The sequence below is a fragment of the Phytoactinopolyspora limicola genome, from assembly GCF_011320225.1.
Taxonomy (GTDB): domain Bacteria; phylum Actinomycetota; class Actinomycetes; order Jiangellales; family Jiangellaceae; genus Phytoactinopolyspora; species Phytoactinopolyspora limicola.
This window is the reverse complement of sequence record NZ_JAAOEN010000002.1, coordinates 503,456-529,027: the sequence shown is the minus strand read 5'-3', so window position 1 is coordinate 529,027 and position 25,572 is coordinate 503,456. Positions and strand designations below refer to the sequence as shown.

Annotated in this window: 20 protein-coding genes and 2 tRNA genes; 13 read left to right on the top strand and 9 right to left on the bottom strand. The window is 67.0% G+C overall.

Annotation, left to right across the window (positions count from 1 at the left end):
* Window positions 1-17 precede the first annotated feature (17 nt).
* Entirely contained in the window at window positions 18-1,274 is a 1,257-nt protein-coding gene (locus G8760_RS08095) for an MFS transporter (protein WP_207782135.1), read from the bottom strand.
* A 123-nt stretch (window positions 1,275-1,397) separates the two neighbouring features.
* Here G8760_RS08095 and G8760_RS08090 point away from each other — a divergent pair, with 123 nt between their 5' ends.
* The gene (locus tag G8760_RS08090) at window positions 1,398-1,964 is read left to right on the top strand and encodes a TetR/AcrR family transcriptional regulator (RefSeq protein WP_166349497.1); all 567 of its coding nucleotides are present in this window, start codon (window positions 1,398-1,400) and stop codon (window positions 1,962-1,964) included.
* A gap of 134 nt (window positions 1,965-2,098) precedes the next feature.
* Window positions 2,099-4,300, top strand: coding sequence for an MMPL family transporter (locus G8760_RS08085; RefSeq protein WP_166349494.1), 2,202 nt, complete (start codon window positions 2,099-2,101; stop codon window positions 4,298-4,300).
* 128 nt (window positions 4,301-4,428) lie between these two features.
* Here G8760_RS08085 and G8760_RS08080 read toward each other — a convergent pair.
* The 6 genes from G8760_RS08080 to G8760_RS08055 all read right to left on the bottom strand — a co-directional run bounded on the left by G8760_RS08080 (window position 4,429) and on the right by G8760_RS08055 (window position 9,032).
* Window positions 4,429-4,501, bottom strand: a tRNA-Arg gene (locus G8760_RS08080).
* Window positions 4,502-4,627: 126 nt separating this feature from the next.
* Window positions 4,628-5,650, bottom strand: a complete 1,023-nt coding sequence (locus tag G8760_RS08075) for an ABC transporter permease subunit (RefSeq protein ID WP_166349491.1) — start codon at window positions 5,648-5,650, stop codon at window positions 4,628-4,630.
* Complete coding sequence (locus G8760_RS08070) at window positions 5,647-6,561, bottom strand: ABC transporter ATP-binding protein (RefSeq protein WP_166349488.1); 915 nt, start codon at window positions 6,559-6,561, stop codon at window positions 5,647-5,649. The genes G8760_RS08075 and G8760_RS08070 overlap by 4 nt, the downstream gene beginning before the upstream one ends.
* A gap of 113 nt (window positions 6,562-6,674) precedes the next feature.
* Entirely contained in the window at window positions 6,675-7,334 is a 660-nt protein-coding gene (locus G8760_RS08065) for a response regulator (RefSeq protein ID WP_166349485.1), read from the bottom strand.
* Complete coding sequence (locus G8760_RS08060) at window positions 7,331-8,473, bottom strand: sensor histidine kinase (RefSeq protein WP_207782134.1); 1,143 nt, start codon at window positions 8,471-8,473, stop codon at window positions 7,331-7,333. Before G8760_RS08060 ends, G8760_RS08065 begins: the two co-directional genes overlap by 4 nt.
* A 10-nt stretch (window positions 8,474-8,483) precedes the next feature.
* Window positions 8,484-9,032 carry a hypothetical protein gene (locus G8760_RS08055; RefSeq protein ID WP_207782133.1) on the bottom strand — a complete coding sequence of 183 codons (549 nt, stop codon included), beginning with the start codon at window positions 9,030-9,032 and terminating at the stop codon, window positions 8,484-8,486.
* Between the two features lie 188 nt (window positions 9,033-9,220).
* Between G8760_RS08055 and G8760_RS08050 the strand changes: the two genes are divergently transcribed.
* Together G8760_RS08050 and G8760_RS08045 are read left to right on the top strand one after the other, a co-directional pair.
* Window positions 9,221-9,370 (top strand): hypothetical protein, encoded by a 150-nt coding sequence (locus G8760_RS08050; protein ID WP_166349477.1) that lies wholly within the window; start codon window positions 9,221-9,223, stop codon window positions 9,368-9,370.
* A gap of 200 nt (window positions 9,371-9,570) precedes the next feature.
* On the top strand, window positions 9,571-10,812 hold the full coding sequence (locus G8760_RS08045) for an MFS transporter (RefSeq protein WP_166349473.1): 1,242 nt from the start codon (window positions 9,571-9,573) through the stop codon (window positions 10,810-10,812).
* A 263-nt stretch (window positions 10,813-11,075) separates the two neighbouring features.
* On the opposite strand, the gene G8760_RS08040 is transcribed toward G8760_RS08045, so the two are convergent.
* Window positions 11,076-11,148 (bottom strand) — tRNA-Arg (locus G8760_RS08040).
* Window positions 11,149-11,222: 74 nt separating this feature from the next.
* Window positions 11,223-11,990, bottom strand: coding sequence for a type I methionyl aminopeptidase (gene map / locus G8760_RS08035; RefSeq protein ID WP_166350022.1), 768 nt, complete (start codon window positions 11,988-11,990; stop codon window positions 11,223-11,225).
* 59 nt (window positions 11,991-12,049) lie between these two features.
* Here map and G8760_RS08030 point away from each other — a divergent pair, with 59 nt between their 5' ends.
* From G8760_RS08030 to G8760_RS07990, 9 genes are all read left to right on the top strand, one after another.
* Window positions 12,050-12,346, top strand: a complete 297-nt coding sequence (locus tag G8760_RS08030) for a helix-turn-helix domain-containing protein (RefSeq protein ID WP_166349470.1) — start codon at window positions 12,050-12,052, stop codon at window positions 12,344-12,346.
* Window positions 12,343-14,001, top strand: coding sequence for an arginine--tRNA ligase (gene argS / locus G8760_RS08025; protein WP_166349467.1), 1,659 nt, complete (start codon window positions 12,343-12,345; stop codon window positions 13,999-14,001). The genes G8760_RS08030 and argS overlap by 4 nt, the downstream gene beginning before the upstream one ends.
* Window positions 14,001-15,413: a diaminopimelate decarboxylase gene (gene lysA / locus G8760_RS08020; RefSeq protein WP_166349464.1), complete on the top strand. Its 1,413-nt coding sequence runs from the start codon at window positions 14,001-14,003 to the stop codon at window positions 15,411-15,413. Before argS ends, lysA begins: the two co-directional genes overlap by 1 nt.
* A 301-nt stretch (window positions 15,414-15,714) precedes the next feature.
* Window positions 15,715-16,170: a MarR family winged helix-turn-helix transcriptional regulator gene (locus G8760_RS08015; RefSeq protein WP_166349459.1), complete on the top strand. Its 456-nt coding sequence runs from the start codon at window positions 15,715-15,717 to the stop codon at window positions 16,168-16,170.
* Between the two features lie 134 nt (window positions 16,171-16,304).
* Window positions 16,305-17,747 carry a phosphomannomutase/phosphoglucomutase gene (locus G8760_RS08010; RefSeq protein ID WP_166349456.1) on the top strand — a complete coding sequence of 481 codons (1,443 nt, stop codon included), beginning with the start codon at window positions 16,305-16,307 and terminating at the stop codon, window positions 17,745-17,747.
* Window positions 17,748-17,809: 62 nt separating this feature from the next.
* Window positions 17,810-18,007 (top strand): Trm112 family protein, encoded by a 198-nt coding sequence (locus G8760_RS08005; RefSeq protein WP_166349453.1) that lies wholly within the window; start codon window positions 17,810-17,812, stop codon window positions 18,005-18,007.
* A gap of 43 nt (window positions 18,008-18,050) precedes the next feature.
* Complete coding sequence (locus G8760_RS08000) at window positions 18,051-19,064, top strand: SIS domain-containing protein (protein ID WP_166349448.1); 1,014 nt, start codon at window positions 18,051-18,053, stop codon at window positions 19,062-19,064.
* Between the two features lie 261 nt (window positions 19,065-19,325).
* The gene (locus tag G8760_RS07995; RefSeq protein ID WP_166349445.1) at window positions 19,326-22,598 is read left to right on the top strand and encodes a TIM-barrel domain-containing protein; all 3,273 of its coding nucleotides are present in this window, start codon (window positions 19,326-19,328) and stop codon (window positions 22,596-22,598) included.
* A 14-nt stretch (window positions 22,599-22,612) separates the two neighbouring features.
* Window positions 22,613-25,516 (top strand): TIM-barrel domain-containing protein, encoded by a 2,904-nt coding sequence (locus G8760_RS07990; RefSeq protein ID WP_207782132.1) that lies wholly within the window; start codon window positions 22,613-22,615, stop codon window positions 25,514-25,516.
* The last annotated feature ends 56 nt before the right edge of the window (window positions 25,517-25,572 follow it).

The following is a 25,572-nucleotide window of genomic DNA, read 5'->3' as shown; positions in this document are numbered from 1 at the left end:
CGGAAGATCCTCCGGACCTACCGAGCCATCGACGTTGATGTCAGGGACCCGTCGACGGTCGCGGTTCCTTTCGGGTCCGGTGACCCGCCAGCCAGTCGATGGGCGATGTGGGACAGCCCCAGAGCCAGCAGCGCCAGTAGAGCGGCGAGCAGACTGACGTATCGGGCGCCGACCAGTCCGATCCCGGCCGCCCCAAGAAGACCGGACATCGCGATCGCCAGGTACAACACGCTCTGGTTCAACGACAACACAACCGGCGTGGCTTCGGGGCGGACCGCGATCAGCCGGTGCTGTTGGGGAGTGGTGATGGCGAATGCGGCCATCACGTACAACGCGATCATCGCGAGTGCGGCGCCGAAGTGCGAGGTCGCTAGCGGCACCAGGACGAGGCCCGTGGCCAGCCAGATCAGCGCGACGGTCACCACACGGGCCCCGCCGATCCGGTCGGTGAAGAACCCGGCTGCAAGGTTGCCTATGGCGCCGGCAACGCCGCCGGTGAACATCAGCACCGCTAGCGCCACCGCGCTGTCACCGGTGGCCGGCGCGTAGATGACGCCGATGTAGGTGTAGGGAATGAACACGGCGGTGAAGGCGACTAGCGTCGTCGCCAACAGTGCCAGTACGCGGCGATCGCTCAAAGGTTGCAGGCGTGCGCGCAAGCCACCGGCCGAGGTTACCCGCACGTCGCCGGGGACGAAGGCCAAGACGCCAGCCAGGCCGACGAGCGCGAGGGCGGCCGTGAACCACATGGTGGCCCGCCAGTCCAGCAGTCCGCCCAGGGCGGTACCCAGTGGGGCGCCGAAGGCAACGGCGGCGGTGAAGCCGGTCACTACCAGCGCGATCGCTCGGCCGTATAGCCGTGGAGCAACCAAGGTGGCCGCGGTGACCGAGGCGTTCGGGATGTACAACCCGACGCCGGCCGCGGCGACGATCTGAGCGGCGATGATCTGTCCGTACGAACCGGCCAGCGCAGTGCCGGCGGCCCCGAGGAGGTAGATCATGATCGCTGTCACCAGTACCGTACGACGACGCCACGTTGCGGTCAGTGTGGTCAGTACCGGCGCACTCACCGCACAGGTCAGCGCGAACACCGTAATGATCTGCCCGGCCCGGGCCACCGACACGTCGAAGGCATCGACCAGCATCGGTAGCAGGCCGGCCAGCACGAACTCTCCGGTGCCAACGGCGAATACTCCCAGCGCCAGTACGGCGACGCGCCCCATACCCGCTGCTGATGCCTGCGGGTCCGGCTCGGTTTTCGGCGAATGGACCATGCGCTCTGCCTCTCTGCGCCACGAGGGTGTGCGCCGGCAAGCCCACACGCACTAGGATGGTATCGATCGGTTCCGTTCCTGACGGTACCGATCGGTCCCATTTATGTCAAAGGAGGCCGACCGATGCCCACCCACGCACGTGACCGACTCCTTCGCGCCGCGGAGAAACTGTTCTATGCGGAGGGCATCCGCGCCGTCGGCCTGGAGCGGCTGCTCTCCGTCTCGGGAGTCGGGCGCGCGTCGTTCTACCGGCACTTCGCTAGTAAGGACGACCTCGTGGTGACCATGCTGCGTGGATACGACGAGCGCTACCGCAGCTGGCTCACCGAACGAACCTCCGCCCTCGGCGGCACCCCGCTGGCGGTCTTCGACGCACTCATCGAACACGCCGAGACCTCTGACTTCCGCGGCTGCGCCTTCATCAACGCCATCGCCGAGGTCGCCGAACCCGACAGCACCATCCGGGCCATGGCTACCGCCCACAAAGATGCGGTCGCCGATTACCTGCGTACGTTGCTCGTCGACGCTGGCTACCCCGACGACATGGAGCTGGCCCGACAACTCCTTCTCCTGATGGACGGCGCCACCGTCACCGAACTCTACGAGCGATCGAGCCGGCCCGCGCGGCAAGCCAAAGCAATGGCCCAAGCACTCCTGCACGGCCACCACGTTCACGACGACACTCCATAGCGGGCGGGGAACGCGTGCTGCGTTCCCGCCGTGCTGACACGTCAATCGAAGGATGTACGCGGCCCGGAGAAACCTGAGCACGATCACTCGATCGGCCGACGCCGGCCACCGGCGAGAACGACGACGGTTGGCCCATGGCAACCTTTCTCTACCGGCTGGGCAGGTTCGCGTTCCGGCGTCGCTGGGCGGTCGCCGCCGGCTGGCTGATACTTCTTGTACTGGCGCTGATCGGCGCGGGAGCGACCGACGAGGAGCCCGTCGAATCGTTCGACATCCCGGGTACGGAGTCGAGTGAAGCGATGGACCTGCTCGACGAACGTTTCCCCGAGATGGCCGCGAGCGGCGCGAGCGGCCGGGTGGTGTTCGCGGCGCCCGACGGCGAGACGTTGACCGACGCCGGCCACGAGCAGGCGATCGAGTCGGTGATCGGTGAGATCAAGCAGTTGCCTGGCCTGGCGCATGTGACCGATCCGTTCGAGGCGGCGGCCATCTCGCCGGCCGGTGACGTGGCGTACGCCGAGGTCACGTTCGAGTCCTCGGTCATCACCTCGGAGGAACAGGCCGCGCTGCTGGAGGTGGTCGACAGCGGTCGCGACGCCGGCCTGATCGTCGAGGTCGGCGGCGGCGTGGCCGAACCCGAGATGGACGAAGGAGAAATAGGTGAGCTCATCGGCTTCGCCATCGCGGCCGTGGTGCTGGTCATCACCTTCGGGTCCTTCGTCGCGGCTGGGCTGCCGCTGCTGAACGCCGTCGTCGGAGTGGGAATCACCCTCTCGCTGATCACGATCGCTACCCGGTTCATCGACCTGTCGGAGGACGCCACGATCCTCGCGCTCATGCTGGGACTGGCATTGGCCATCGACTACTCGTTGTTCATCGCCTCCCGGTACCGGCATGAACTCACCTCCGGCCGGGATCGAGAGGACGCCGCCGGCCGGGCGGTCGGCACGGCGGGCAACGCGGTTGTGTTCGCGGGGATGACCGTCGTGATCGCCCTGGTGGGCCTGACCGTCGTCGGGATCCCGGTGCTGACCGAGATGGGCCTCGCGGCCGCCTTCGCCGTCGCCCTCGCGGTGCTGACGGCGCTGACGATGCTGCCGGCGATGTTCGGGTTCGCCGGCCGTCGGATCCTGGGTGGCCGGATCCCGGGTCTGCGGGCCCGCGATCCGGAGGGTAACGGCAAGACCCTCGGCCTGTCGTGGGCGCGAATGGTGACGACACATCCGCTACGCGTACTGCTGGTCGCGTTCCTAGCCCTCGGCACGCTGACGATCCCGGCGATGAGTATGGAGCTGGGCCTGCCCGATGACGGCAGCTACGCCGAGGACGACACCCGACGGCAGGCGTACGACTTGCTGGCCGATGGGTTCGGTCCCGGTTTCAACGGCCCGCTGGTGATCGTCGTACATGCCGCCGGAGACGGGTCCGTCGACGCGGTGCTGCCGCACGTCGCTGATTCGATCAGCGGGCTGGACAACGTCGTGGTGGCCGAGCCCGCTGCCGTCGACGAGACTGGCGATACGGGAATCATCTCGGTCGTCGCGCAGACCGGGCCAGGCGCCGAGGAGACGAAGGACCTCGTCGGTGACATCCGCGCACTGTCCGCCGAGGTCGAAGCTCAATCCGGGGCGACGGTGTCAGTGACCGGTTCGACGGCCGTCACCATCGACTTCAGCCAGAAGATGAGCGACGCGCTGACGCCGTACCTGGCGGTGGTGGTCGGGCTGTCGTTCGTGCTGATGATTCTGGTCTTCCGCTCCATCCTGGTGCCGCTGAAGGCGGCGCTCGGCTTCCTCGTGACGATGGGCGCCACGTTCGGTGCGACGGTAGCGGTGTTCCAGTGGGGCTGGCTCACCGACGTCCTGGGGGTCGAGCAGACCGGCCCGATCATCAGCCTGCTGCCCGTTGTCTTGATCGGCGTGGTGTTCGGGCTGGCCATGGACTATCAGGTGTTCCTGGTCACCCGGATGCGCGAGGAACACGTCCACGGCGCGGCCGCTACCCGGGCCGTCGTCACTGGATTCCGGCACGGGGCCCGGGTGGTCACCGCGGCGGCGATCATCATGATCAGCGTCTTCGGTGCGTTCATCTTCGGAGACGGCTTCATCAAGCAGATCAGTTTCGCCCTGGCCTTCGCGATCTTCATCGACGCGTTCGTCGTGCGGATGACCATCGTGCCCGCCGTGCTGACGTTGCTGGGCGAAGGAGCCTGGTGGCTGCCGCGCTGGCTGGATCGCGTCGTGCCGAACGTCGACGTCGAGGGCGAGAAGCTACGCGACCAACTCTCGACCACCCCCGAACTGACCGGCGGTGGGAGGAATGTCAACGTCGCCTGAGGTGGTGTTGGGAAGCAACCGGCTTGGTGCGGTGAGTCCTCGCTCGATCGGCCCAGTTGCCGGTTTCCAGCGAGCGTTCAGCGCACCAACGCCCCCTGCTGAGATCCGAAGAGCCATATCACAGTGGGTGCCCTCGGCAGGATTCGAACCTGCGACTTTCTGCTCCGGAGGCAGACGCTCTATCCCCTGAGCTACGAGGGCCAGGGACCGCCCACAGATTACCAGCAGTCGGCGCGGAACCCCGAATGGCGGCCGAGTTTCCAGGTGCCGCGCCGACTGGTTGCCCGGTAGCCGGCCGCACTGCGCGCCGGGTGCGGGTGTCCTGCGTCAGCTCACACGTCGGATGTACCAGACACCGAACGAGGCGAGCAGCGCGCTGAGGGCGAGGAACAACCCGGTCTCCAACCCTTGGAGCGGCCAGTAACGTTCGCCCGGCTGATACTCGATGGCGACGTGGAGATCGAGATCTCCGAGACACACCGCGGCATCGCCGAACCTTCCCCCAGCACCGGTGTCCGGCGGGGTGTCGAGACAGTCGTTGAACGTTGCCTTGTCGAGGGGCTGGCCGTCGGCGGTCCGTAAGGGGCTGGTGGAGCTGACCCACGCGTCGGGAGCGCCGGGCACCTGCACGCCGCCGATGCTGGCCCCGCCGGTGATGTTGCCCAGATTCGTGGCCTGGTTGATCGTCTCGGCTGTCATGGGCACCGCCGCGGCCTCCGGCGAGAGGAGTTCCGGGCGGACGAAGTTGGGCGCCGCGAATTGTATGGCGATGACGACGACGCTGGTGACCGCCATGGCCGGGAGCGTTCTGCGGATCAGCAGCCCAATGATCGCGCCCAGGGTGAAGGCCAAAACCGCGTAGCCGATGGGAGCGATATGACGCGCGCCGAACACCAGGGTGCTGAACCGATCCTGGGCGACCTCGTCGTACGGTGCCGCCGCCCAGGTCAACATAGCGCTGGTCAGACCCGCCACAAGCACGCAGGCAACGGCGATGATCGCCAGCTTGGTCAGCAGCCAACGCCGGCGGGTGACGGTCTGGTTCCACACCAGCCGGTGAGTGCCGGTCTCCAACTCCCGAGCGATCAGGGGTGCCCCCCAGAACGTCCCGATGGCTACGGGGATCAGGTTGAGACCAGCCGCGAGAAACAACAGTGTGTTCTTGTAGGACTCCCGGAACTCGTTCTCGGCGCGGGCACAGTCGCCAGGATCGTCGCAATGGCTCTGGTAGGTGTCGTAGGCCTCTCGGATATCGCTGCCCAACGACAGCAGGTACCCGCCGGCCAGGATCAGGAGAACGGCGGCCGCCAGGGCCGGTATCCGGAACTGGCGCCAGGTCAACCACCTCATATCGCGTCGCCCCCCGTTCCGTCGACACCATGCGATTCGGATGTCGTCGCGCGACCCAGGTAGCTGAGCGCCAACTCCTCGAGGGTGACCGGCTCGACCGGATACCGACCCAGCGAAGCGTCGGCGTCGGCGCGGACGAGTGCCGTTGCGCGCCCATGGACGTGCTCGAGCCGGATGAGTTCGATGCCGTGCGGTAGCCGGTCGATCTCGCCGGGTGGCAGCACTAGGCGATGATGGTTGCTCAGCAACTCGTCGACCGCACCGGCTAGCTGGATCCGGCCGGCGCACAGTACGACGAGATAGTCACAGATCCGTTCGACATCGCTGAGGAGATGTGACGACAAGATGCCGCTGGCGCCCAGCTCCGCGACGAACGCTGTGAGGCTGGCCAAGAACTCGTCACGGGCCAGCGGGTCCAAGGCGGCCGCCGGTTCGTCGAAGATCAGCAACTCGGGGCGTTTGGCCGCGGCGATGGTGAGGGCCAGTTGCGCGCGTTGACCGCCGGAGAGCCGACCGGCTTTCTGCCGTGGCCGCAGTCCTACCTGCGTGATGCGCCGCTGGGCGAGATGGTGGTCCCACGAGGGGTTCAGTTTCGCCCCCAAACGCAGGTGCTCGGCCACAGTCAACGTCGCATAGGTTGGTGTGTCTTGTGCGACGAACCCGACCCGAGCCAGGTGTACCGCGTCCGCGGCCGGGCGGGCGCCGAGTATCCGCAACGTGCCGGACGTTGGTGTGCTCAGGCCACATGCCAGATGTAGCAGCGTCGACTTGCCGGCGCCGTTCGGGCCGACCAGGCCGACGATCCGTCCGGGCGGGATGGCGAGATGGATGTCGTTCAACGCTCGGTGGCGGCCGTATCTCTTCGTCAAACCCGCGGCGTGCAGCAGTAAGGAGCGATCTTCAGTTGGCATGATGCCATCGTCGAATGGCCGCGGTGACCCAGACATCGATCCAGAGCATGGTAGGCCGGCGCTGCGGTGGTACTTTCGGCCGGTCTTCGGTGCACCCGAGCCCGATGGCCGAGCTACGTGCTCGTCACGATCCGGTTCGCCCAGGCCCAAGCGGCGATCTCTACCCGGTTGCGGACCCCGAGCTTGTTCTGGATACCTGACACGTGGCTCTTCACCGTGCTCAGGGAGATGAACAGTTCGGTAGCGATCTCGTGGTTGGTGCGGCCACGGGCGATAGCCCGCACCACCTCGATCTCGCGCGGTGATAAGGGTGCGGCGGGCGACATATCGGAGCTTAGCGCTCCGGCCTCCGTCAGGTGCCGCAGCAGCCGCAAGGTGATCGACGGTGAGATGAGAGCTTCGCCATGGTGAGCGGCGCGAACAGCCTCGACGAGCAGGGCAGGGCCGGCGTCTTTGAGAAGGAAGCCGGCGGCGCCGCCACGTAACGCACCGTAGACGTATTCGTCGATATCGAACGTCGTGATCACCACGACACGCAGCGGATCCGGCAGGTCCGGAGCGGCCAACGCCCGGGTGACCTCGATGCCATCGAGTTTGGGCATCCGGATGTCCACGAGGCACACATCCGGACGCAACCGACGGGCCAAGGCAATCGCCTCCGCGCCGTCGGCGGCCTCGGCCACGACGCTGATGTCGGGCTGGTCCTCGAGGATGAGCCGCAGGCCGCGGCGGATCATTGCTTGGTCGTCAGCGAGCAGCACCTGGATGGTCATCGGGGTTTCCTCGCGGAGAGGGGCACGGTGGCGTGAACAGCCCACCCGGCGCCGGATCGTGGGCCGGCGTGCAGGGTGCCGCCAAGTGTCTCGACACGTTCCCGCATACCGATCAAACCGTATCCGCCCCGGTGGTGTGTCCGCGCCTGGACCGGTGGGCCGTCGTCGACCACCTCGACCGTGACCGCCTGCTGTTCCTGGCCCACGGTGACCGTCACCGAACGTGCTTGCGACGCATGACGCAGGGTATTGGTCAGAGCTTCGCGGACGGTCCGGTAGACGGTGCTTCTCACCTCCGGCGGCCAGTCCGAATCGTCGTCGATCAGGTCAAGCTGTACCGCGAGGCCCTGCGACCTGAAGTGGTCGACCAACGTGTCCAACCGCTCGGCGCCGGTCGGCTCGATCGGGGCGCCGTCAGCGTCCCGCAGCAGTCCGACGACGCGGCGCATGGCGGCCAACGCGTCGGAACTGGCCGTCTCGATCCCGGTGAGGACATCCATCGCCTGTTCGGGGTCGCGTCGTGCGATCGTCCGGGCAGCCTGGGCTTGGATCAGCACCCCGGTGATGTGATGGGCGACGACGTCGTGCAGTTCCCGCGCCACGTCCAGCCGTTCGGCTCGGCGGACGTCGTCGGCCACAGCCTCTGCCCGTCGGTCCAGCATCCGCAGCCACGAACCCACCGCGACTCCGGCGAGCCAGGTGGTCGCGTTGATGACCGTCACGGTAGCGATGTCGGCAGCCGTTGGCCGCGCCGCGAGTTCGCTGCCGACGACGACCGCGAGACCCGCCACGGCAACCGCGATGGCTGGTCGGTGGCGAAAGTTCCTGATCGCCGCGCCGACCAGCACCGACAGCCCAAGCGCCAGTGCGGGGCTCGGCTCGGCTGGAAGCTCGCCCAACCGCGCGATGAGTATCGACAGCGCCGCGACCAGGAGGGCCACGACAACCGGCCACCCCGGCCAGCGCCGGCGCAGGAGCGCGAGTACACACACAACCAGCGCGGCCGCCGTGGTCCACAGCCAGTAGTTGCCGCCCCAACTCTGCGCGATCGCGACGGCCTGGATCACGATCACGCCGGCGAACACGGAGGCGAGCCCGGTGGTCGACGTGATGGTGACCCATCGGTTCGGCGCCGTCACCGTGCTCACGCTACCGGCTCGACGTGGATCCTTGGCGACGTCCGGCGGTGCGGCCATCAGGAGCGGTGCGATGCTGACTCCGGTCGACGTAGCGGAGGGCGGGTCCGATGACGACCGCGCCTATCCATCCCATGGCGGCCAGCACCACTACCGGGTTCCCGGGGTCGGCCGCCCACGCGCCCGCGACCACGGCCAGTCCACCTAGCGTCAAAGCCGCGGCGGGCTGGGCCGGAAGCCGTCTGATCGCGGAGGCGACCAACACGGAGAGCGCCAGCGCAGTGATGGGACCGGGTTCTCGCGGCAGCTCGGCGGCCCATGACACCACGACCGCGGTGGCCGCCACGGCGAGTCCGGCGGCCGCCGTCGTCATGGGGTATCGCGTGCGCATGAGCGCCAGCGAGCACACGACCACTCCGACGGCGAGGTTGAACCTCCAGTATGTCCCGCCCCAGCTATCGATGATCATAAACGTGGTGAACGCGTTGCCGAGGAGGAAGATGACGCCGAGCCAGACGGTTGCTACCACACCGCTCGTGGTTGGCCGAGCCGCAGTATTCATACGGATCACGCTAGGAAGATCCAGCTCCGGCAGGACCGGTCGAAAGTACGGTGTCCGCCGGAGAAGGCCGTTCTTCTGGCCAATCTGCGTCCTCGGTAGGATTCGCGAACCTTGCCCAGGCGAGCCATGCTGGACCAGCCGGCTCAGGTGGCCGCCGAGATGACGGAGATACGAGCAGAGGAGGATCGATGATGGATGCCGCGTCGAAGTCCGGTGGGAATAGCCGGGAGGCGTCCTCGGAGGCGGGGTTCTCGGCGCAGGAGCGTGCCGCGATGAAGGAGCGGGCCACGGAGCTGAAGGCGCGGGTCGGGGCCTATGGCCGACGTCGTATGCGCTGACCGAGCCGAGCGAGCAGGCCTGGGAAAAGCTCGCCGAACTCGTCAAGCAGGCGGTGGGTTAGTGAGCCATCGGGCTTGCGTCGAGTTGTTTCGGGCCGCCGCTCCCTCCTCGTCGCTGTCCGCGGTGACCCATTTCGTAGCTGAGGTGCGACAGGTGGCCGCAGTCAGGCACGATGCAAGAACCTAGGATCACTTACCGTTTGCTGCTCCGAGGCCGTTCCCGGTGGATCGACCTGCTGGCGGGCGGCGCGGCGAGGATGCCGTTGGCCGGTGCTGGTGTGGTGATCGTCATCGCGACGAGTGCTGCGGGGCACTCGTACTCGGCTGCCGGCTTCTGTGCTGCCCTCTATGTGCTCTGTGCTGCGGTCGTCTCGCCGCAGTTGGGCCGAGCGATGGATGCGTTCGGGCAGCGCGTAGTTCTGCTCATCGCCGCTGCCGGCCAAGCCTCCGCATTGCTCCTGCTGTGCCTGTTGGCGCTGCGAAACGCGCCGTTGTGGGCGATCGCCGGTGCGTCGATGATGATTGGCCTGTCCAGTGTGGATATCGGCGCCACGGTGAGGGCGCGTTGGGCGCTGCGGGAGCGTGACCCTGCTCAGCGCAGAGTCGCATCCATGCTCGAGTCAGTGGTCGATGAGGCAGTCTTCATTGTCACGGCGCCGATCGTGACACTCGTGGCTGCCTTCGGTGCGGCCTGGGCGCCCGCGGCTATCACGATGGGTCCGCTGTTCGGTTCCACCACGTTGGCCGCGTCCGCGCCGGTCTCGCGGCCTGTTCGCAGGCGGCGGCACGGTCCTACGCAACGGCGCCGCCGGCGCGCGTCTGTTCTGAAGCCGCTGTGGCGTTTCTTGCTGTGGTTTATCGCCGCCGGCATGTTCCTCGGCTCGATCGAAGTGTTGCTCGTCGCGTTGTCGGTAGAGCACGGACACCCGACTGATGCGGGCCTGGCGCTCTCTGCGTGGGCAGTCGGGAGCGCCGGGGTGGCGTTGTTGGCTGGGGCCCGACTGGCCGCACTTCGCCCCGCTCAAGTGGTCATCGTCAGCTCGATCGTCATGGCGGCATCGGTTGCGTTCCTTCCGCTCAGCAACGAGCGATGGTGGCCGATCGCGGTGTGTCTGGTGGCGGGTATGGGGGCATCTCCTGCCCTGGGAGCCGGGTTCGCCCGCATCGCCTACCGGGCCGGGGATCGGTCTCAGACCGAAGCGATGGCGTGGGCGTCGGCGGCAATGGGCTTGGGCACCAGCGTTGGGGCGACCGCCGCGGGAGCCGTGGCGGACCGCGTCACGACGAGTGACGCCTACGTTCTACCAGCGTTGTTGGGGATCCTTCTCGTCGCGTTGGCGCTTGTTGGCCGAACAGAACGAGGAAAGGACCGAACGGCCGAAGCGCGACGTCCGGACCGAACCGACAACGAGGGGCACCCCGACCGTCCCATCGTCCAATAAACCGACATCATGCCTATCCACGCAGAAGGTGCGGGCCAACCACTCCTGCTCGACGGGACCACCGTCACCGTCGCCCCTTGATCATGTGCGGGTTGCACCCTCTGCAGTGGGTGCAACCCGCACATGATCAAGGACGTTCTCGACCCCACCAAGATCTACCCGCGCACCGGCGGCCCACCAGGCCCCACCCGGAAACAACAAACGGCCGGACCTACACCTGCGTAGGTCCGGCCGTCTTCGATGTCCTGTGACGTCACAGTGGGTGCCCTCGGCAGGATTCGAACCTGCGACTTTCTGCTCCGGAGGCAGACGCTCTATCCCCTGAGCTACGAGGGCTAGGGGCCGACGCCACAGGTTACCAGCTCCTCGGTGTAGAACCCGAACCGTCGTCGCCGGCTTCTGGTCAGGCCTCAGCTGGCGGTCAATATCCGCGGACCCTCTTCGGTGATGGCGACGGTGTGTTCCACGTGGGCGCCTCGGCTGTCGTCCGCGCTGCGAATCGACCAGCCGTCGTCGTCGAAGCGGTATTCGTCCTGTCCGCCGGCCATCAGGCTCGGCTCGATGGCGATGACCAGACCTGGTACCAGGCGCAGCCCGCGGCCGGGCCGCCCTTCGTTGGGCACGAATGGCTCTTCATGCATGGCCCGCCCGATGCCGTGGCCACCGAAGTCGGTCTGGATGCCGTATCCGCCGGCCCGCCCGACCCGCGACATCGCATGCCCGATGTCGCCCATGCGGGCACCAGGCTGGGCGGCGTCGATGCCGGCGGCGAGCATCCGCTCGGTAGCGTCGATGAGATCCAGATCTTGTGGGTGCGGATGTCCGACGACGAAGCTCACGGCGGCGTCGGCGTGCCAGCCGTCGACATGTGCACCGCAATCGACACTGAGGAGGTCGCCGTCACGTAGCCGATAGGACGTGGGGAGCCCGTGGAGCATCACGCCATTCACCGACGTGCAGATGACTCCAGGATACGGTGTGGCGCCGAACGAGGGGTGGTAGCCGAGGAACGATGAGCTGGCGCCGGCGTCGCCGATGACGGTGCGGGCGAGGTGGTCGAGTTCGAGAAGGGAGGTCCCGACGGCGGCTTGGCTACGTACGGCGTGATGGACTGCGGAGACGACGCGGCCGGCGGCGGCCATGGCGTCGATCTCACCAATGGTCTTCAGCTCGATCATGGGCATCTTTCGGGATTGTGATGGTGACCAATAACTATACCGGCATTACTATAACGCTTATGGTTCGTGTGCCACTGACAGGTTCGGAGCGGGAGCGTGGGCAGCATCTAGGTGAGACGCTGCGCCGTGCCCGGGGAGATCGCAGCATGAGCGACGTCGCGGCTGCGGCGGGCATCTCGGCGGAGACACTGCGCAAGATCGAACGCGGTCGGATCCCTACCCCGGCGTTCTTCACCGTCGCGGCCGTCGCCGATGTCCTCGACCTGTCGCTCGATCGGTTGTTGTCTCACGTCATGGACCAGGAAGCGGACGCCGCAGGCGGCGAGGCAAGTGAACTGGCTACCCTTGCCAGGTGACCCCAGAGCAACTCTCCAATGCGGTACGTGATGCCCTAGGTGCCGCTGTCGAGGCCGGTGAAATCACCCTGCCCGGCGGTGTGCCTGACCACGTCCTGATCGAACGTCCACGTAACCCTGAGCACGGCGACTACGCCACCAACGTCGCGATGCGCCTGGCCAAGCAGGCCGGCACGGCGCCGCGCGAGCTGGCCGAGCGGCTCGCGCACCGGTTGCGAGAGGTCTCCGGGGTCGAGCGGGTCGACGTGGCGGGGCCAGGATTCCTCAACATCACCGTCGCCGCCGGGGCGCAGGGTGAGCTGGCCCGGTCGATCGTTGTTGCCGCAGAGTCGTATGGCCGCACCAACACACTCGCCGGAACCCGGGTGAACGTGGAGTTCATCTCGGCGAATCCCACCGGCCCGCTGCACCTCGGACACGTCCGGTGGGCCGCTGTTGGTGACGCCATGGCCCGGGTCGTCGAGGCCGCGGGGGCGGACGTCGCCCGCGAGTTCTACATCAACGACCGCGGGTCGCAGATGGACAAGTTCGGTACGTCGATCATGGCGCGGGCGCAGGGCAAAGACGTACCCGAGGATGGCTACCACGGCGCCTACATCGCCGAGTTGGCGCGGGCGATCGTCGCTGACCGGCCAGAGATCCTCGACCTACCCGAGGATGAGCAGCTCGCCGCCTTCCGCGAAGAGGGTTATCGGCTACAGCTAGCCGAACAGCAGAGTCAGCTCGACGAGTTCCGCACCCATTTCGACGTCTGGTTCTCCGAGCGCACGCTGCACGAGTCCGGCCAGGTCGAACATGGGCTCGACGTCCTGCGTAAACAAGGTCACGTCTTCGATGCCGACGGCGCCTTGTGGATGCGCACCACCGACTTCGGCGACGACAAAGACCGGGTGCTCATCAAGCAGGACGGCACGTACACCTACTTCGCCTCCGACACCGCCTATTACGTCAACAAACGTGAGCGCGGCTTCGACGTCTGCGTCTACCTCCTCGGGGCCGACCACCATGGCTACGTCGGCCGGTTGAAGGCGATGGCGGCGTGTGCTGGTGACGATCCCGACCGCAACATCGAGATCCCCATCGGCCAGCTGGTGAAGATCGTGCGGGACGGGCAGGAAATGCGGCTGTCCAAGCGGGCCGGCACCATGCTGACCCTGGGTGAGGTGGTGGAAGCGGCGGGTGTCGACGCGTTGCGGTACACACTGTGCCGATACCCGGCCGACTCGCCGCTGACCCTGGACGTCAACCAGATCACCCGGCAGACGTCGGACAATCCGGTGTTCTACGTCCAGTACGCGCATGCACGGCTGTCGTCCATCCTGCGCAACGCGGCCGAACTCGGCATCGAGCTGGGGGAGCTACAACCAGAGCTGTTGAATCACGAGCGCGAGTCGTTGCTGCTGGCGGCGCTCGGGGAGTTCCCGCGGATCGTCGCCACCGCCGCCGAATACCGGCAGCCACACCGCGTCGCCCGGTACCTGGAAGACACCGCCTCGACGTTCCACCGGTTCTATGACGTCTGCCGAGTGTTGCCGATGGGTGACGAGCCGGCAGCCGACATCCACCGGGCCCGGCTGTGGCTGGTGGAAGCTACCCGGACGGTCATCGCCAACGGCCTGCGCCTGCTGGGTGTTGCCGCCCCGGAGCGGATGTGATGTACACCCACGAGGCCGGCGCGCTGCACGCCGGGGCCGGACATCGTCGCCGGCCGCCGTGGCTGCACGTACCCGAGGACGTCAACGCCCTCGTACCGATCCTGTGGCCGGCCACGGTCACCCGTGGTGATGACGGCGTCCTTCGGGTGGCAGGTGTGGATGTCGCCGCGCTCGCCCAGCAGTTCGGCACCCCGGTGTACGTCGTCGACGAGATCGACTTCCGGTCTCGGGCCCGGGCGTTTCGCGACGCCTTCGACGGCGCGTTCGGTGGCGCCGACGTGTACTACGCCGGTAAAGCGTTCCTCTGCACGGAGGTGGCCCGCTGGGTGGCCGACGAAGGGCTGGGCCTAGACGTGTGCTCGGGCGGTGAGCTGGCCACCGCGCTGCGGGCCGGCTTCCCCGCCGAACGTATCGGGCTACACGGCAACAACAAGTCCGCCGCCGAACTCTCCCGGGCCCTGGACGCCGGCGTCGGCCGGATCGTCGTCGACTCGTTCGACGAGATCAGCCGGCTGGCAGCGCTGGCCGCCGAGCGCGGCGTGCGGGCCCGGATCATGATCCGCACGACGGTGGGGGTCGAGGCCCACACCCACGAGTACATCGCCACCGCCCACGAGGATCAGAAGTTCGGTTTCTCCATCGCGGGTGGAGCAGCCGCCCAGGCCGTTCGGCGGATCCTCGCGGAGCCGTCGCTGGAGTTGATCGGGCTGCACTCGCATATCGGGTCGCAGATCTACGACACCTCCGGATTCGAGGTAGCTGCCCGCCGGGTGTTGGCGTTGCAGGCCGAGATCCGCGACGAACACGGCGTCGAACTGCCCGAACTGGACCTCGGCGGTGGTTTCGGTATCGCGTACACCAGCCAGGACGACCCCCAGCCGCCGGAGGAACTGGCGGCCGGGATGGCGGCGATCGTCAGCCATGAGTGCGCCGCGCACGGCCTGTCTGCGCCGCGGCTCAGCATCGAGCCAGGCCGGGCGATCGCGGGACCTAGCACGTTCACGCTGTACGAGGTCGGCACGGTTAAGGCTGTGGAACTCGACGGTGGGGCCGTGCGCCGGTACGTCTCGGTGGACGGCGGGATGAGCGACAACATCCGGACCGCTCTGTACGACGCCGACTACTCCTGCACGCTGGCGTCTCGTCGCTCAGACGCCGAGCCGGTGCTGGCGCGCGTCGTCGGCAAACACTGCGAGAGTGGCGACGTCGTCGTCAAGGACGAGTTCCTTCCCGCCGACGTCGAACCCGGTGACCTGATCGCGGTGCCCGGTACGGGCGCGTATTGCCGAAGTATGGCGAGTACCTACAATCACGTGCCGCGCCCGCCGGTGGTAGCGGTCCGGGACGGTGCCGCCCGGGTGATCGTGCGGCGCGAGACGGAAGACGATCTGCTCGCCCTCGATATCACCTGAGCTGGTCTTTCGGCCCCCGGCCATGGCGCGGTGATCGTCGCCGGATTTCTGCCGGGGCCAGGGGCGGACCCGTGGATCGATGATCGTGACGGCGGCGACGAGTTCGCCGACATGGTCGGGCCGCCTCTGGGTACCCGTGATCATGCGCCTGCGATTCCATCGTTCGTCGCATCTGGACGCCGGTGTCGGCCGGGTCCCGGGCGCGGCCAATGGGATCGCAGGGTACCTGATGCGGTCAGCCGTTCTCGCAGTAGGAGTGCCGTATTGATCTTGAAATCATCAGTCATATGATCATGGAGCGATGAACATCACGTCCGGTTCCGACGAGCGCCTCACCGCCGAACAGCGGGCGGTCTGGCGCGCGTTCGACCGCGCCCATGCCAGCGTGGCTCGGCACCTCGAGGCAGACCTGATGGAACTGCATCGGCTGCCCCTGGCCTGGTATGAAGTCTTGGCCCGGCTGGCCGAGGCCGATGGGTGCCGGTTGCGGATGTCGCAGCTCGCCGACATGGTCATGCTGTCACCGAGTGGGCTCACCCGTCTGGTCGACCGGATGATCGAGGCAGGGCTGGTGTGCCGGATCCCGGCGGAAAAGGATGGGCGTGGCACTTACGCCGCGCTGGCCGACGCCGGTCAGGAGCGCCTGGACGAGGCTGTGGACACCCATGAGCGGGGTGTCCGCGAGTACCTGATCGACAGTTTGGGAACGGCGGAGTTGGCGCGGTTCGCCGAGTTCCTGCGGCGCATTGCCGATTGACCCGCCCCTGCGCCCCATGATCATGAACACTTTACCGTGTCATAACACGGCAAAGTGTTCATGATCATGAGGACACGGGGGAGGAGAGGGGCGGCTGGCGGTCGGGCCGACACGGAGCGCGATAGGGTCGTCGCGTGCGTGACCTCGGAGCGATCGTCAAGGCGTATGACGTGCGTGGAGTGGTGCCTGACCAGTGGGACGTCGACGTGGCGCGGTGCTTCGGCACAGCCGCCGCCGACGTGCTCGCCGGTGAAGCGCCGGCCATCGTCGTCGGTCACGATATGCGGCCGACGTCGCCCGCCCTCGTGGCCGCGTTCGCCGGCGGCGTCACGGCGCGTGGTGTCGACGTCGTCAACATCGGTCTGGCCTCTACCGATCAGCTCTACTACGCCAGCGGTTCGTTGGACCTGCCCGGCGCCATGTTCACCGCAAGCCACAATCCCGCCGAGTACAACGGCATCAAATTCTGCCGGTCCGGTGCGGTCCCAGTGGGCCGCGACACCGGTCTGGCCGAGATCAGGGCGCACGCCGAACGGGAGCTGTCCGACACCGCGAACCGGCGCGACAGCTGGGTGTCGCAGCTGCCCAGCATGGCCGATCGCAGTCTGCACAGCGACGCCGTGGTGCCAGGACGGGTGGAGCGCCGTGACGTGCTGGCCGGCTACGCCGAGTACCTCCACCAGCTCGTCGACCTCAGCGACATCCGTCCGCTGACGGTGGTGGTGGACGCCGGCAACGGCATGGCCGGACACACCGTGCCTGCCGTGCTCGACCTGCCCGGCCTCACGGTGATTCCGATGTACTTCGAGCTCGACGGCACCTTCCCGCATCACGAGGCCAATCCGATCGAGCCGGCCAACATGGTCGACCTGCAGCGGGAAGTGGTGGCCCGGGGCGCCGACCTGGGGTTGGCCTTCGATGGCGATGCCGACCGGTGCTTCGTGGTCGACGAGCAAGGCGAAACAGTCTCCCCGTCGGCGCTGACCGGTCTGATCGCGGTGCGGGAACTGCGGCGAGCGCCTGGCTCGGTGGTGGTACACAACCTCATCACCTCCCGCGCGGTCCCGGAGATCGTCGTCGAACACGGTGGCGTGCCGGTGCGCACCCCGGTCGGGCACTCGCTGATCAAACAGCAGATGGCCGAGACGGGTGCGGTGTTCGGCGGTGAGCACTCGGCGCACTTCTACTTCCGTGACTTCTGGCGGGCCGATTCCGGGATGCTCGCCGCTCTGCACACGCTGGCGGCGCTGGGGACGGTCGGCGAACCACTATCAGCCATGCTCGTCCCTTACACTCGCTACGCCGCGTCCGGGGAGATCAACAGCCGGGTTGATGACACGTCGGCCACGCTCGCCGCGGTGCAGGCTATGTTCGAGGGTCGCTCCGATGTGGGAATCGACCACCTCGACGGGCTAACGGTGGAGCACACTGGGAGCCCTATGTGGTGGTTCAACGTCCGGCCGTCCAACACCGAGCCGCTGCTGCGGTTGAACGTGGAGGGTGCCGACGAAGCCACCATGGAGCGGGTGCGCGACGATGTCCTCGACGTGATCCGAAACCCCGAGACCACCCCATGATCATGAACACTTTGCCGGGCTATAGCCCGGCAAAGTGTTCATGATCAGCGGAAGGAGAGGTGATGAAGCTCGATCCATTGCTGGCTGACGTGATCGTCTGCCCGGCGTGTCACGGCCGACTCGATGTCGGACCCGCTGACGACGGCGCACCCGCCACCTCCGTCGAGCTGGCCTGTACTGGCTGCGCCCGGGTGTACCCGGTGCGCGACGGCGTCCCCGTGCTGCTGGTGGACGAGGCCCGGACGCCGACCGATCCGTAACATCGCGGCTGTCCCCACCGCGCGAACCTCTGAAGGTGTGAGCATGTTCTTCGACTCCTCGCTCGACGATCCGGCAGCCCTGGCCAGCATCGACGACGTTCTCCGGGAGCTGGCCGGTTGGGGTGCGCAGGTTCGCCGCGCGAACACCGCCGCGGCCGATGCGCTGGCTGGGCTGGAGCCGAGCGACCGGCCACGGGCCGTCGTCGCCGGGGGTCCAGACGGCCGGCTGTTCCGAGCCGTCCTCGAGCCGGTCTGTCCGGTGCCGTTCGTCGCCTGGCCACATCCAGGGCTACCGGGATGGGCCGGCCCGCTCGACCTCGTCGTGGTCGTCTGTGCGGACGACGCGGGATCCGACGAGCTGTCAGCGGTGCACGAGGCGCGACGCCGTGGTTGCGCCTTGTTGGTCGCTGCCCCGGCGGGGTCCAACCTGCACGAGATCTCGGCTGGCCGCGGAACCGTCTTCCTGCCGGCCGGCAGTTCCGAGCCGACAGCACTCGCGGTGCCGGTGTTGGCGGCGCTGCACCGACTGGGGCTGGGCCCGGAGGTCGACGCCGAGCCAGTTGCCGAACTGCTCGACGAGGTCGCGGAGAACTGCGCACCATCGGTGAGCGCGGACGAGAACCCCGCTAAGGAATTGGCCCTGGTCCTCGCCGACAGCACGCCGCTGGTTTGGGGTGGTTCGGTGCTCGCCGCCCGGGCGGCGCGGCGGCTGGCCGAGAACCTGCGCCGGGCCAGCGGACGCCCCGCGGTGGCCGGAGATGACGCCCAACTGGTGCCCTTGTTGGCGGATGCCCCCGAGGTGGATGTTTTCGCCGATCCGTTCGAGGACGGCCCGGCACCGCTGGGTCCCGCGCTGCTTATCCTCGACGACGGCGCGACATCGCCGATGATCGACGCGGCGCGACGGCGGCTGCAAGAGACGGCTGAGGCGTCGTCGGTGCGGATCCATCCGGTCCGGGTCGCCGATGGACCCGAAATCGGCCGGTTCGTCACCCTGCTGGCCATCGGTCGGTATGCCGCCGCCTACCTTGCCCTCGGCCTGGGCCGCCCCGCCTGAGCGGTCGGGGTCGCACCCCATTCCTTTGTCCCCATGATCATGAACACTTTGCCGTGCGATCGCACGGCAAAGTGTTCATGATCATGGGAAGGAGGGCATAAGTCGGCTCCGGGGTTATGTCGAGGGATCGCCGCGGACCATTGACGGCACATCTCTCCTCCGTTAATTTATCTCTAAATTTAGTCCCAAATAGGGGGTCGGATGTCCGCATCGCCACGACGATCTGCCCGAACCCACCGCCGCCCGATCCGGACGATCCTGATGTCAGCCTTGCTCTTACCGCTGGCGATGATCGTCCCGACGACGACGGCCCAAGCGCTGGACGGGATCCACCACGATCCCCACGGCATCGACGAGCTGTACTCCACCGAATCCACCGAGCGGGCGCCGCGTGATCCGATGGCTGGCGACAACGTCGTCGTCAACGCCACCACCTGGCCGGTCGAATCGGGTCAGTCAGTGTGGGTGACGTGGACGAAGAATGGCATCGACCAGACTCCCGTCGGCGCGAGCTGGGAGTACAACAGCGGCAACAACAGCTACTGGCAGGTCGACCTGGGCAGCTTCGACCGTGGCGACCAGATCTCCTACACCGTGCACGCCGACGTGAACGGCGGCAATCAGAAGAACACCGGCCCGTTCTCGTTCACCGTCACGTCGTGGAGCAACGTCACCGACGTCGTCGCCGTGACCGATAACGGCACCTCGGTGGACGTCATTACCGGCGACAGCGCAGGAGACTTCACCCCGAAGATCCGCTTCGCCTTCCCCAGCTCAGACAGCTTCCGGGCCCAGGTGGCCCCAACGGGGCAAGGGCTGGGCATCTCCGGAAGCAGCGCCTACACCGTGATCGACACCAGCGACGAGCTGCGCCTGGCCACCAGCGACCTCGTGCTGGCCATCCAGAAGCAGCCGTTCCGGCTCTCCGTGTACGAGGGTGACGGGTCCACCCTTATCACCCGCCACTACGACCCCAACGTCTTCCACAACATCGGCTGGGCCAGCGATGGCGCCACCACCGTGACCCGGATCGAGGATCACTACCTCACCCCGGCCGGTGAGCGGTTCGAGGGCTTCGGCGAACGTTATGACCGGCTGGATCAGCGTGGCCACGACGTGCACAACTACGTCTACAACCAGTATCTGGACCAAGGCAGCACCAGCCGCACCTACCTGTCGAAGCCGTTCTTCCTGAACTCGGCCGGATACGGCGTGTACATCCCGAGCACCCGCTACTCGATCTTCAACATCGGCACCCACCTCAGCGACATGGCCGGGTTCACCCTGGACACCGGCGGCGGCCTGGACGCGACCCTCGACTACTACGTCTTCACCGGAACGCCCGAGGAGATCGTCGACGCCTACACCGACGTGTCCGGCCGGCCGTTGCTGCCGCCCAAGTGGGGCTTTGGCCTGTGGGCCTCGGCCAACGAGTGGAACACGCAGGACGAGATCGAAGCCGAGCTGGCCGCCATGGAGCAGCACGACATCCCGCATTCGGTGATGGTGCTGGAACAGTGGAGCGACGAGGCCACCTTCTACGTCTGGCACGGCGCCACGTACAACCCGGTCGGCGGTGGCGACAATCTCAGCTACAGCGACCTCACCTTCCCTTCCGGCACTGCGTGGCGGGATCCGAAGGCCATGGTCGAGCAGGCACATGACCAGGGCATCCGGGTGCTGCTGTGGCAGATCCCCGTGTTGAAGGAGAACTTCGACGTCAACCCGCCCACCGCTCCCCAGCAGCACCTGAACGACAAGAGTCACGCACAGAGCCAGGGGTATGTCGTCGGCAGCGGCCACGGCGGCGACTACCGAGTGCCGAGTGGACAGTGGTTCGGCGACAGCCTGGTGCCGGACTTCACCGACCCCGACGCCACCCAGTGGTGGATGAGCAAGCGCTCCTACCTGTTCGACGACATCGGCATCGACGGGTTCAAGACCGACGGCGGCGAACTCGTCTTCGGCCGTGACGTCTCCTTCGCCGACGGCCGGGACGGCACCGAGATGCACAACGCGTACCCGAACTCCTACCTGGAGGCGTACAACGACGAGGTGCAGGCCAAGACCGGCAACGACGGCACCATCTTCAGCCGGGCCGGTACGTCGGGAGCACAGTCGACCTCGATCTTCTGGGCGGGCGACCAGACGTCGACGTTCGGTGCCTTCCAGGAGGCGATCCGGGCCGGGCTGAGCGCTGGGCAGTCCGGAGTGCCGTTCTGGGCGTGGGACCTCGCCGGATTCACCGGACCGTTCCCCAGCGCTGAACTGTATTTGCGGTCCACGGCGCAGGCCACGTTCTCGCCGGTGATGCAGTACCACTCGGAGAAGGCTGACCCGAGCCCGTCGGAGGCGCGCACACCCTGGAACGTGCAGGCCCGCACCGGCAACTCGTCGGTGATTCCGACCTTCCGGCACTTCGCGAACGTCCGGATGAATCTGCTGCCGTACCTCTACACCGAGGGGGTGCGTAGCGCGGAGACCGGTGCGCCGATGATGCGGGCGATGAGCTTCGCCTTCCCCCATGACGCCGACGCTGCCGACTGGGAGGAGCAGTACATGTTCGGCGAGCAACTGTTGGTCGCACCCATCACGGATGGCGGCACGAACACCAAAGAGTTCTACGTGCCCGAGGGTGAGTGGTACGACGTCTGGAACGGCGGCCGGTTCACCGGGCCAGGTGTCAAGACGTACTGGGCGGGTCTTGACACCATCCCGGTGTACGCCCGGCCCGGCGCGATCATCCCACTCGACCTCGCCGACGACTATCAGCTGGGCAGTGGTGTCGGCAACGACGTCGACACGCATACGAACCTGGTGTTCCGGATCTACCCGTCCGGGTCGTCGTCGTACGACTATTACGACGACGCCGCGGGTTCCCACCGGACCGTCGACGTCACCGAGAACTGGGCCGGGCAGCAGGTCGACGTCTCGGTCCCAGCTCTCGGTGAGCCGGTAACGTTGCAGGTGGCGAGCACGGCGCCGGCGTCGGTCACGGTCGGCGGCAGCACCGTGACCCAGCGGTCCAGCCTGGCGGACCTGGCGAATTCACCCGATGGCTGGTTCTGGGACCCGGAGCAGGGGCTGACCCACGTCAAGCTCGGCGTGAGCGGCAGCACCCGCACCGTCGTTGTGTCCGGCGTGCACAAAGCACCGTACGAAGCCGAATTCGCCGAACACATCAACACCGGCACCAACAACAACCACGGCGGCTATACCGGCACCGGCTTTGTCGACCAGTTCGAGTCGGCGGGTGATGCCGTGGAATTCGCCGTCCACGCCGAGACCTCGGGCACCCATCGGCTGCGGTTCCGCTACACCAATGCCACCGGTTCCACCGCCACCCGTACCGTCTCTATCGACGGGCAACCGGCCGGGACGGTCTCCCTGCCTCATACGGGCAGTTGGAGTCAGTGGGGCGACGCGGAGTTCGACGTCGGTCTCAGCGCTGGGGCGCACACGGTCCGACTCGGCTACGACGCCGGCGATAGCGGTGCGATCAACCTCGACCACCTGGTTGTGGGCCGGCCGTGACGAAGGGAGCCGGAATGCGCGCATCGCGACCGATGTCGCTGCTCGCCCTGCCCGTTGCGGGTGTGCTGCTGGCTGCCACGTTGTTGCCGTCGACGGTGACGGACGCGGCTGCCCAGCCGGCTGCTCAAGCGGCGGGCGTGGAACGGGTGGAGTTCAGTTCGGGCAGCAGCTACCTGATCGTCGAGGTGCTCGACGATGATCTCGTGCACTTCGAGGTGTCTGGTGTCAGCCCGAGTCCGGGAACGTCGTCGCCGCTGTTCACCACCGAACAGGTGGCCGCGACCGGCTATCCCGGCCCGAGCAGTTTCAGCCAGGACGGGTCCACGCTGGCGACGGCCGATCTGCGGGTGGAGGTTGATTCGAGCACGCTGTGTTCCACGGTCACCGACACCACGCGGACTCCCGAGGTGGTGCTGCACACTGTCTGCCCGGTGGATCTCACCCATGGCTGGAAGGGTCTGGACATCACCAAGGAGGGGATGGAGAACGCCTACGGGCTTGGCCAGCAGTTCTTCACCGGCGGCAGCGCGGACGGCGACTGGGTGGGCCGGATCCGTACCCCCGGCGGACAGTATGGCAACGCCATGGTCTACGACCCCGACAACGGCCCGGTGGGGAACACGCAGATCCCGGTGCTGTTCGCTATCGGGCCGGACCGCACCGGCTACGGGTTCTTCCTGGATCACGTGTACAAAACCGAGTGGGATCTCGCCGGCGATCCCTGGACCGTGCGGACCTGGGGTGACGAGATCCGCTGGTACACCATGGCCGGCCCCGACCTGCCGGATCTGCGGCAGGACTACATGGAACTCACCGGGCATCCGCCGGTGCCGCCGAAGAAGGCGCTGGGCTTGTGGGTGTCCGAGTTCGGTTACGAGAGCTGGGACGAGGTGGACGACCGGCTGGACACGCTGCGTACCGAGGAGTTCCCGGTAGACGGATTCGTGCTGGACCTGGACTGGTTCGGCGGAGTTCAGCCCGGCTCGGACCACACCGCCATGGGGTCGATGAGCTGGGACACGTCGGCCTTTCCCGACCCGGCGGGTCGGATCGCGTCGTACGAGGACGACGACGGTGTCGGCATCATGACGATCGAAGAGTCCTACATCGGGCGAGCCCTGGCGGAACACGCGGACCTGGCGTCGCGCGGTTACCTGGTCCGAGACGGCTGCTCCACCTGTGATCCCGTCTATCTCACCCACAACGACTGGTGGGGACGGGGCGGAATGATCGACTGGACCCAGGACGACGCCGGTGACTATTGGCACCAGAGCAAGCGGGCGCCGCTGATCGACGACGGTGTGCTCGGCCATTGGCTGGACCTCGGCGAGCCGGAGATGTACAGCCCGTCGGATTGGACCGCTGGGGTGCTGCCAGGTAAACATGCTCACGCCGACTACCACAACATGTACAACCTCAAGTGGGCGGAGAGTATCGCCCGGGGCTATGCGGAAGCGCAGGAAACCCGGCGGCCGTTTCTGCTCAGCCGTTCCGGTGCCGCCGGTCTGCAGCGGTTCGGTACAGCCATGTGGTCCGCCGACATCGGTTCCAAGCTGACCGCGCTGGCGGCGCAGCAGAACACCCAGATGCACATGTCGATGTCGGGCATCGACTACTACGGATCGGACATCGGCGGGTTCCGCCGCGAGATGCTCGACTCCGACCTCGATGAGATGTATACGCAGTGGTTCGCCAACGGCTCGTGGTTCGAGGTGCCGGTGCGGCCGCACGCGGAGAACCTGTGCAACTGCGAAGCGACCTCACCGGCCGAGATCGGCGACGTCGCCAGCAATCTAGCCAACATCCGCCAGCGGTACGAACTCACGCCCTACTACTACTCGCTGGCGCACCGGGCACATCGCTACGGCGAGCCGGTGGTGCCGCCGCTGGTGTACTACCACCAGGACGATCCGGTGGTGCGAGAGATGGGGCATCAGAAGATGGTCGGCCAGGATCTACTGGTGGGAGTCGTCGCGGGCGCGGGTGAACGGCAGCGCGACGTCTACCTCCCGGAGGGATCGTGGGTCAACTACCACACCAACGAGTGGTTCCACAGCGACGGCGAGTGGATCGAGGACGTCCCGCTGTCGGTGAACGGGGACTTCCGGCTGCCCGCGTTCGCCCGCGCCGGAGCATTGATTCCCCGGATGTACGTCGACGAGCAGACGATGAACGTCGACGGGCGACGGCGCGACGACAGCACACGTGATGAGCTGATCGTGCGGGTCTACGCCGACGAGGCGGCCAGCAGCTTCACCCTGTACGAGGACGACGGGGCCACCGTCGCCTATCACGACGGTGCGGTCCGTACGACGCAGTTGGCCCAGCAACTGGCTGGTTCGACGGCGACTGTCACCGTCGCCGGTGCGAGCGGCACGTTCGACGGCGCGGCGGGCAGCCGGGACTCCGTCGTCGAGTTGGTGGTGGAGGACACCCAGGCATCGGCGGTGACGATGAACGGCACTCCGCTGACCAGGTACGCCACCAAGGCCGATTTCGACGCCGCGCCGAGCGGCTGGTATAACGCCGGCGGCAACCTGGTGGTGGCGAAGTCCGGGTCGCTGAGTGTGGCCACAGCGAAGTCGTTCCAGTTCACGCTGGGCGAGCAGCCGGTGTCGTTGGACTTCGTCTGCGAGGGCGGGCAGACAACACCCGGGCAGTCGGTGTACGTCGTCGGGAATATCCCTCAGCTGGGTGAGTGGTCCGCGGCCAGCGCGGTGAAGCTAGAACCGACCAGTTACCCGACGTGGACCGGTACCGTTGGCCAACTCCCGCCGACGACGACGGTGGAATGGAAGTGCATCAAGCGGCAGGAGGCGAACTACCCGGACACCGTCGACGAGTGGCAACCCGGCGCCAACAACGTCGCCATTACCCCGGCGGCGGGCGGCGGCGGGACCACCACCGGCCAGTTCTAAGAGCTCCGTGATCGTTGCCGGATCCGCGTCCTCGCGCGCGGTGATCGAAGTCAAGA

Bases quoted from the DNA above. Each gene is read 5' to 3' on its own strand.
- G8760_RS08095 (WP_207782135.1), bottom strand. From the start codon at position 1,274: ATGGTCCATTCGCCGAAAACCGAGCCGGACCCGCAGGCATCAGCAGCG.
- G8760_RS08090 (WP_166349497.1), top strand. From the start codon at position 1,398: ATGCCCACCCACGCACGTGACCGACTCCTTCGCGCCGCGGAGAAACTG.
- G8760_RS08085 (WP_166349494.1), top strand. From the start codon at position 2,099: ATGGCAACCTTTCTCTACCGGCTGGGCAGGTTCGCGTTCCGGCGTCGC.
- G8760_RS08075 (WP_166349491.1), bottom strand. From the start codon at position 5,650: ATGAGGTGGTTGACCTGGCGCCAGTTCCGGATACCGGCCCTGGCGGCC.
- G8760_RS08070 (WP_166349488.1), bottom strand. From the start codon at position 6,561: ATGCCAACTGAAGATCGCTCCTTACTGCTGCACGCCGCGGGTTTGACG.
- G8760_RS08065 (WP_166349485.1), bottom strand. From the start codon at position 7,334: ATGACCATCCAGGTGCTGCTCGCTGACGACCAAGCAATGATCCGCCGC.
- G8760_RS08055 (WP_207782133.1), bottom strand. From the start codon at position 9,032: ATGAATACTGCGGCTCGGCCAACCACGAGCGGTGTGGTAGCAACCGTC.
- G8760_RS08050 (WP_166349477.1), top strand. From the start codon at position 9,221: ATGATGGATGCCGCGTCGAAGTCCGGTGGGAATAGCCGGGAGGCGTCC.
- map (WP_166350022.1), bottom strand. From the start codon at position 11,990: ATGATCGAGCTGAAGACCATTGGTGAGATCGACGCCATGGCCGCCGCC.
- G8760_RS08030 (WP_166349470.1), top strand. From the start codon at position 12,050: ATGGTTCGTGTGCCACTGACAGGTTCGGAGCGGGAGCGTGGGCAGCAT.
- lysA (WP_166349464.1), top strand. From the start codon at position 14,001: ATGTACACCCACGAGGCCGGCGCGCTGCACGCCGGGGCCGGACATCGT.
- G8760_RS08015 (WP_166349459.1), top strand. From the start codon at position 15,715: ATGAACATCACGTCCGGTTCCGACGAGCGCCTCACCGCCGAACAGCGG.
- G8760_RS08005 (WP_166349453.1), top strand. From the start codon at position 17,810: ATGAAGCTCGATCCATTGCTGGCTGACGTGATCGTCTGCCCGGCGTGT.
- G8760_RS08000 (WP_166349448.1), top strand. From the start codon at position 18,051: ATGTTCTTCGACTCCTCGCTCGACGATCCGGCAGCCCTGGCCAGCATC.
- G8760_RS07995 (WP_166349445.1), top strand. From the start codon at position 19,326: ATGTCAGCCTTGCTCTTACCGCTGGCGATGATCGTCCCGACGACGACG.
- G8760_RS07990 (WP_207782132.1), top strand. From the start codon at position 22,613: ATGCGCGCATCGCGACCGATGTCGCTGCTCGCCCTGCCCGTTGCGGGT.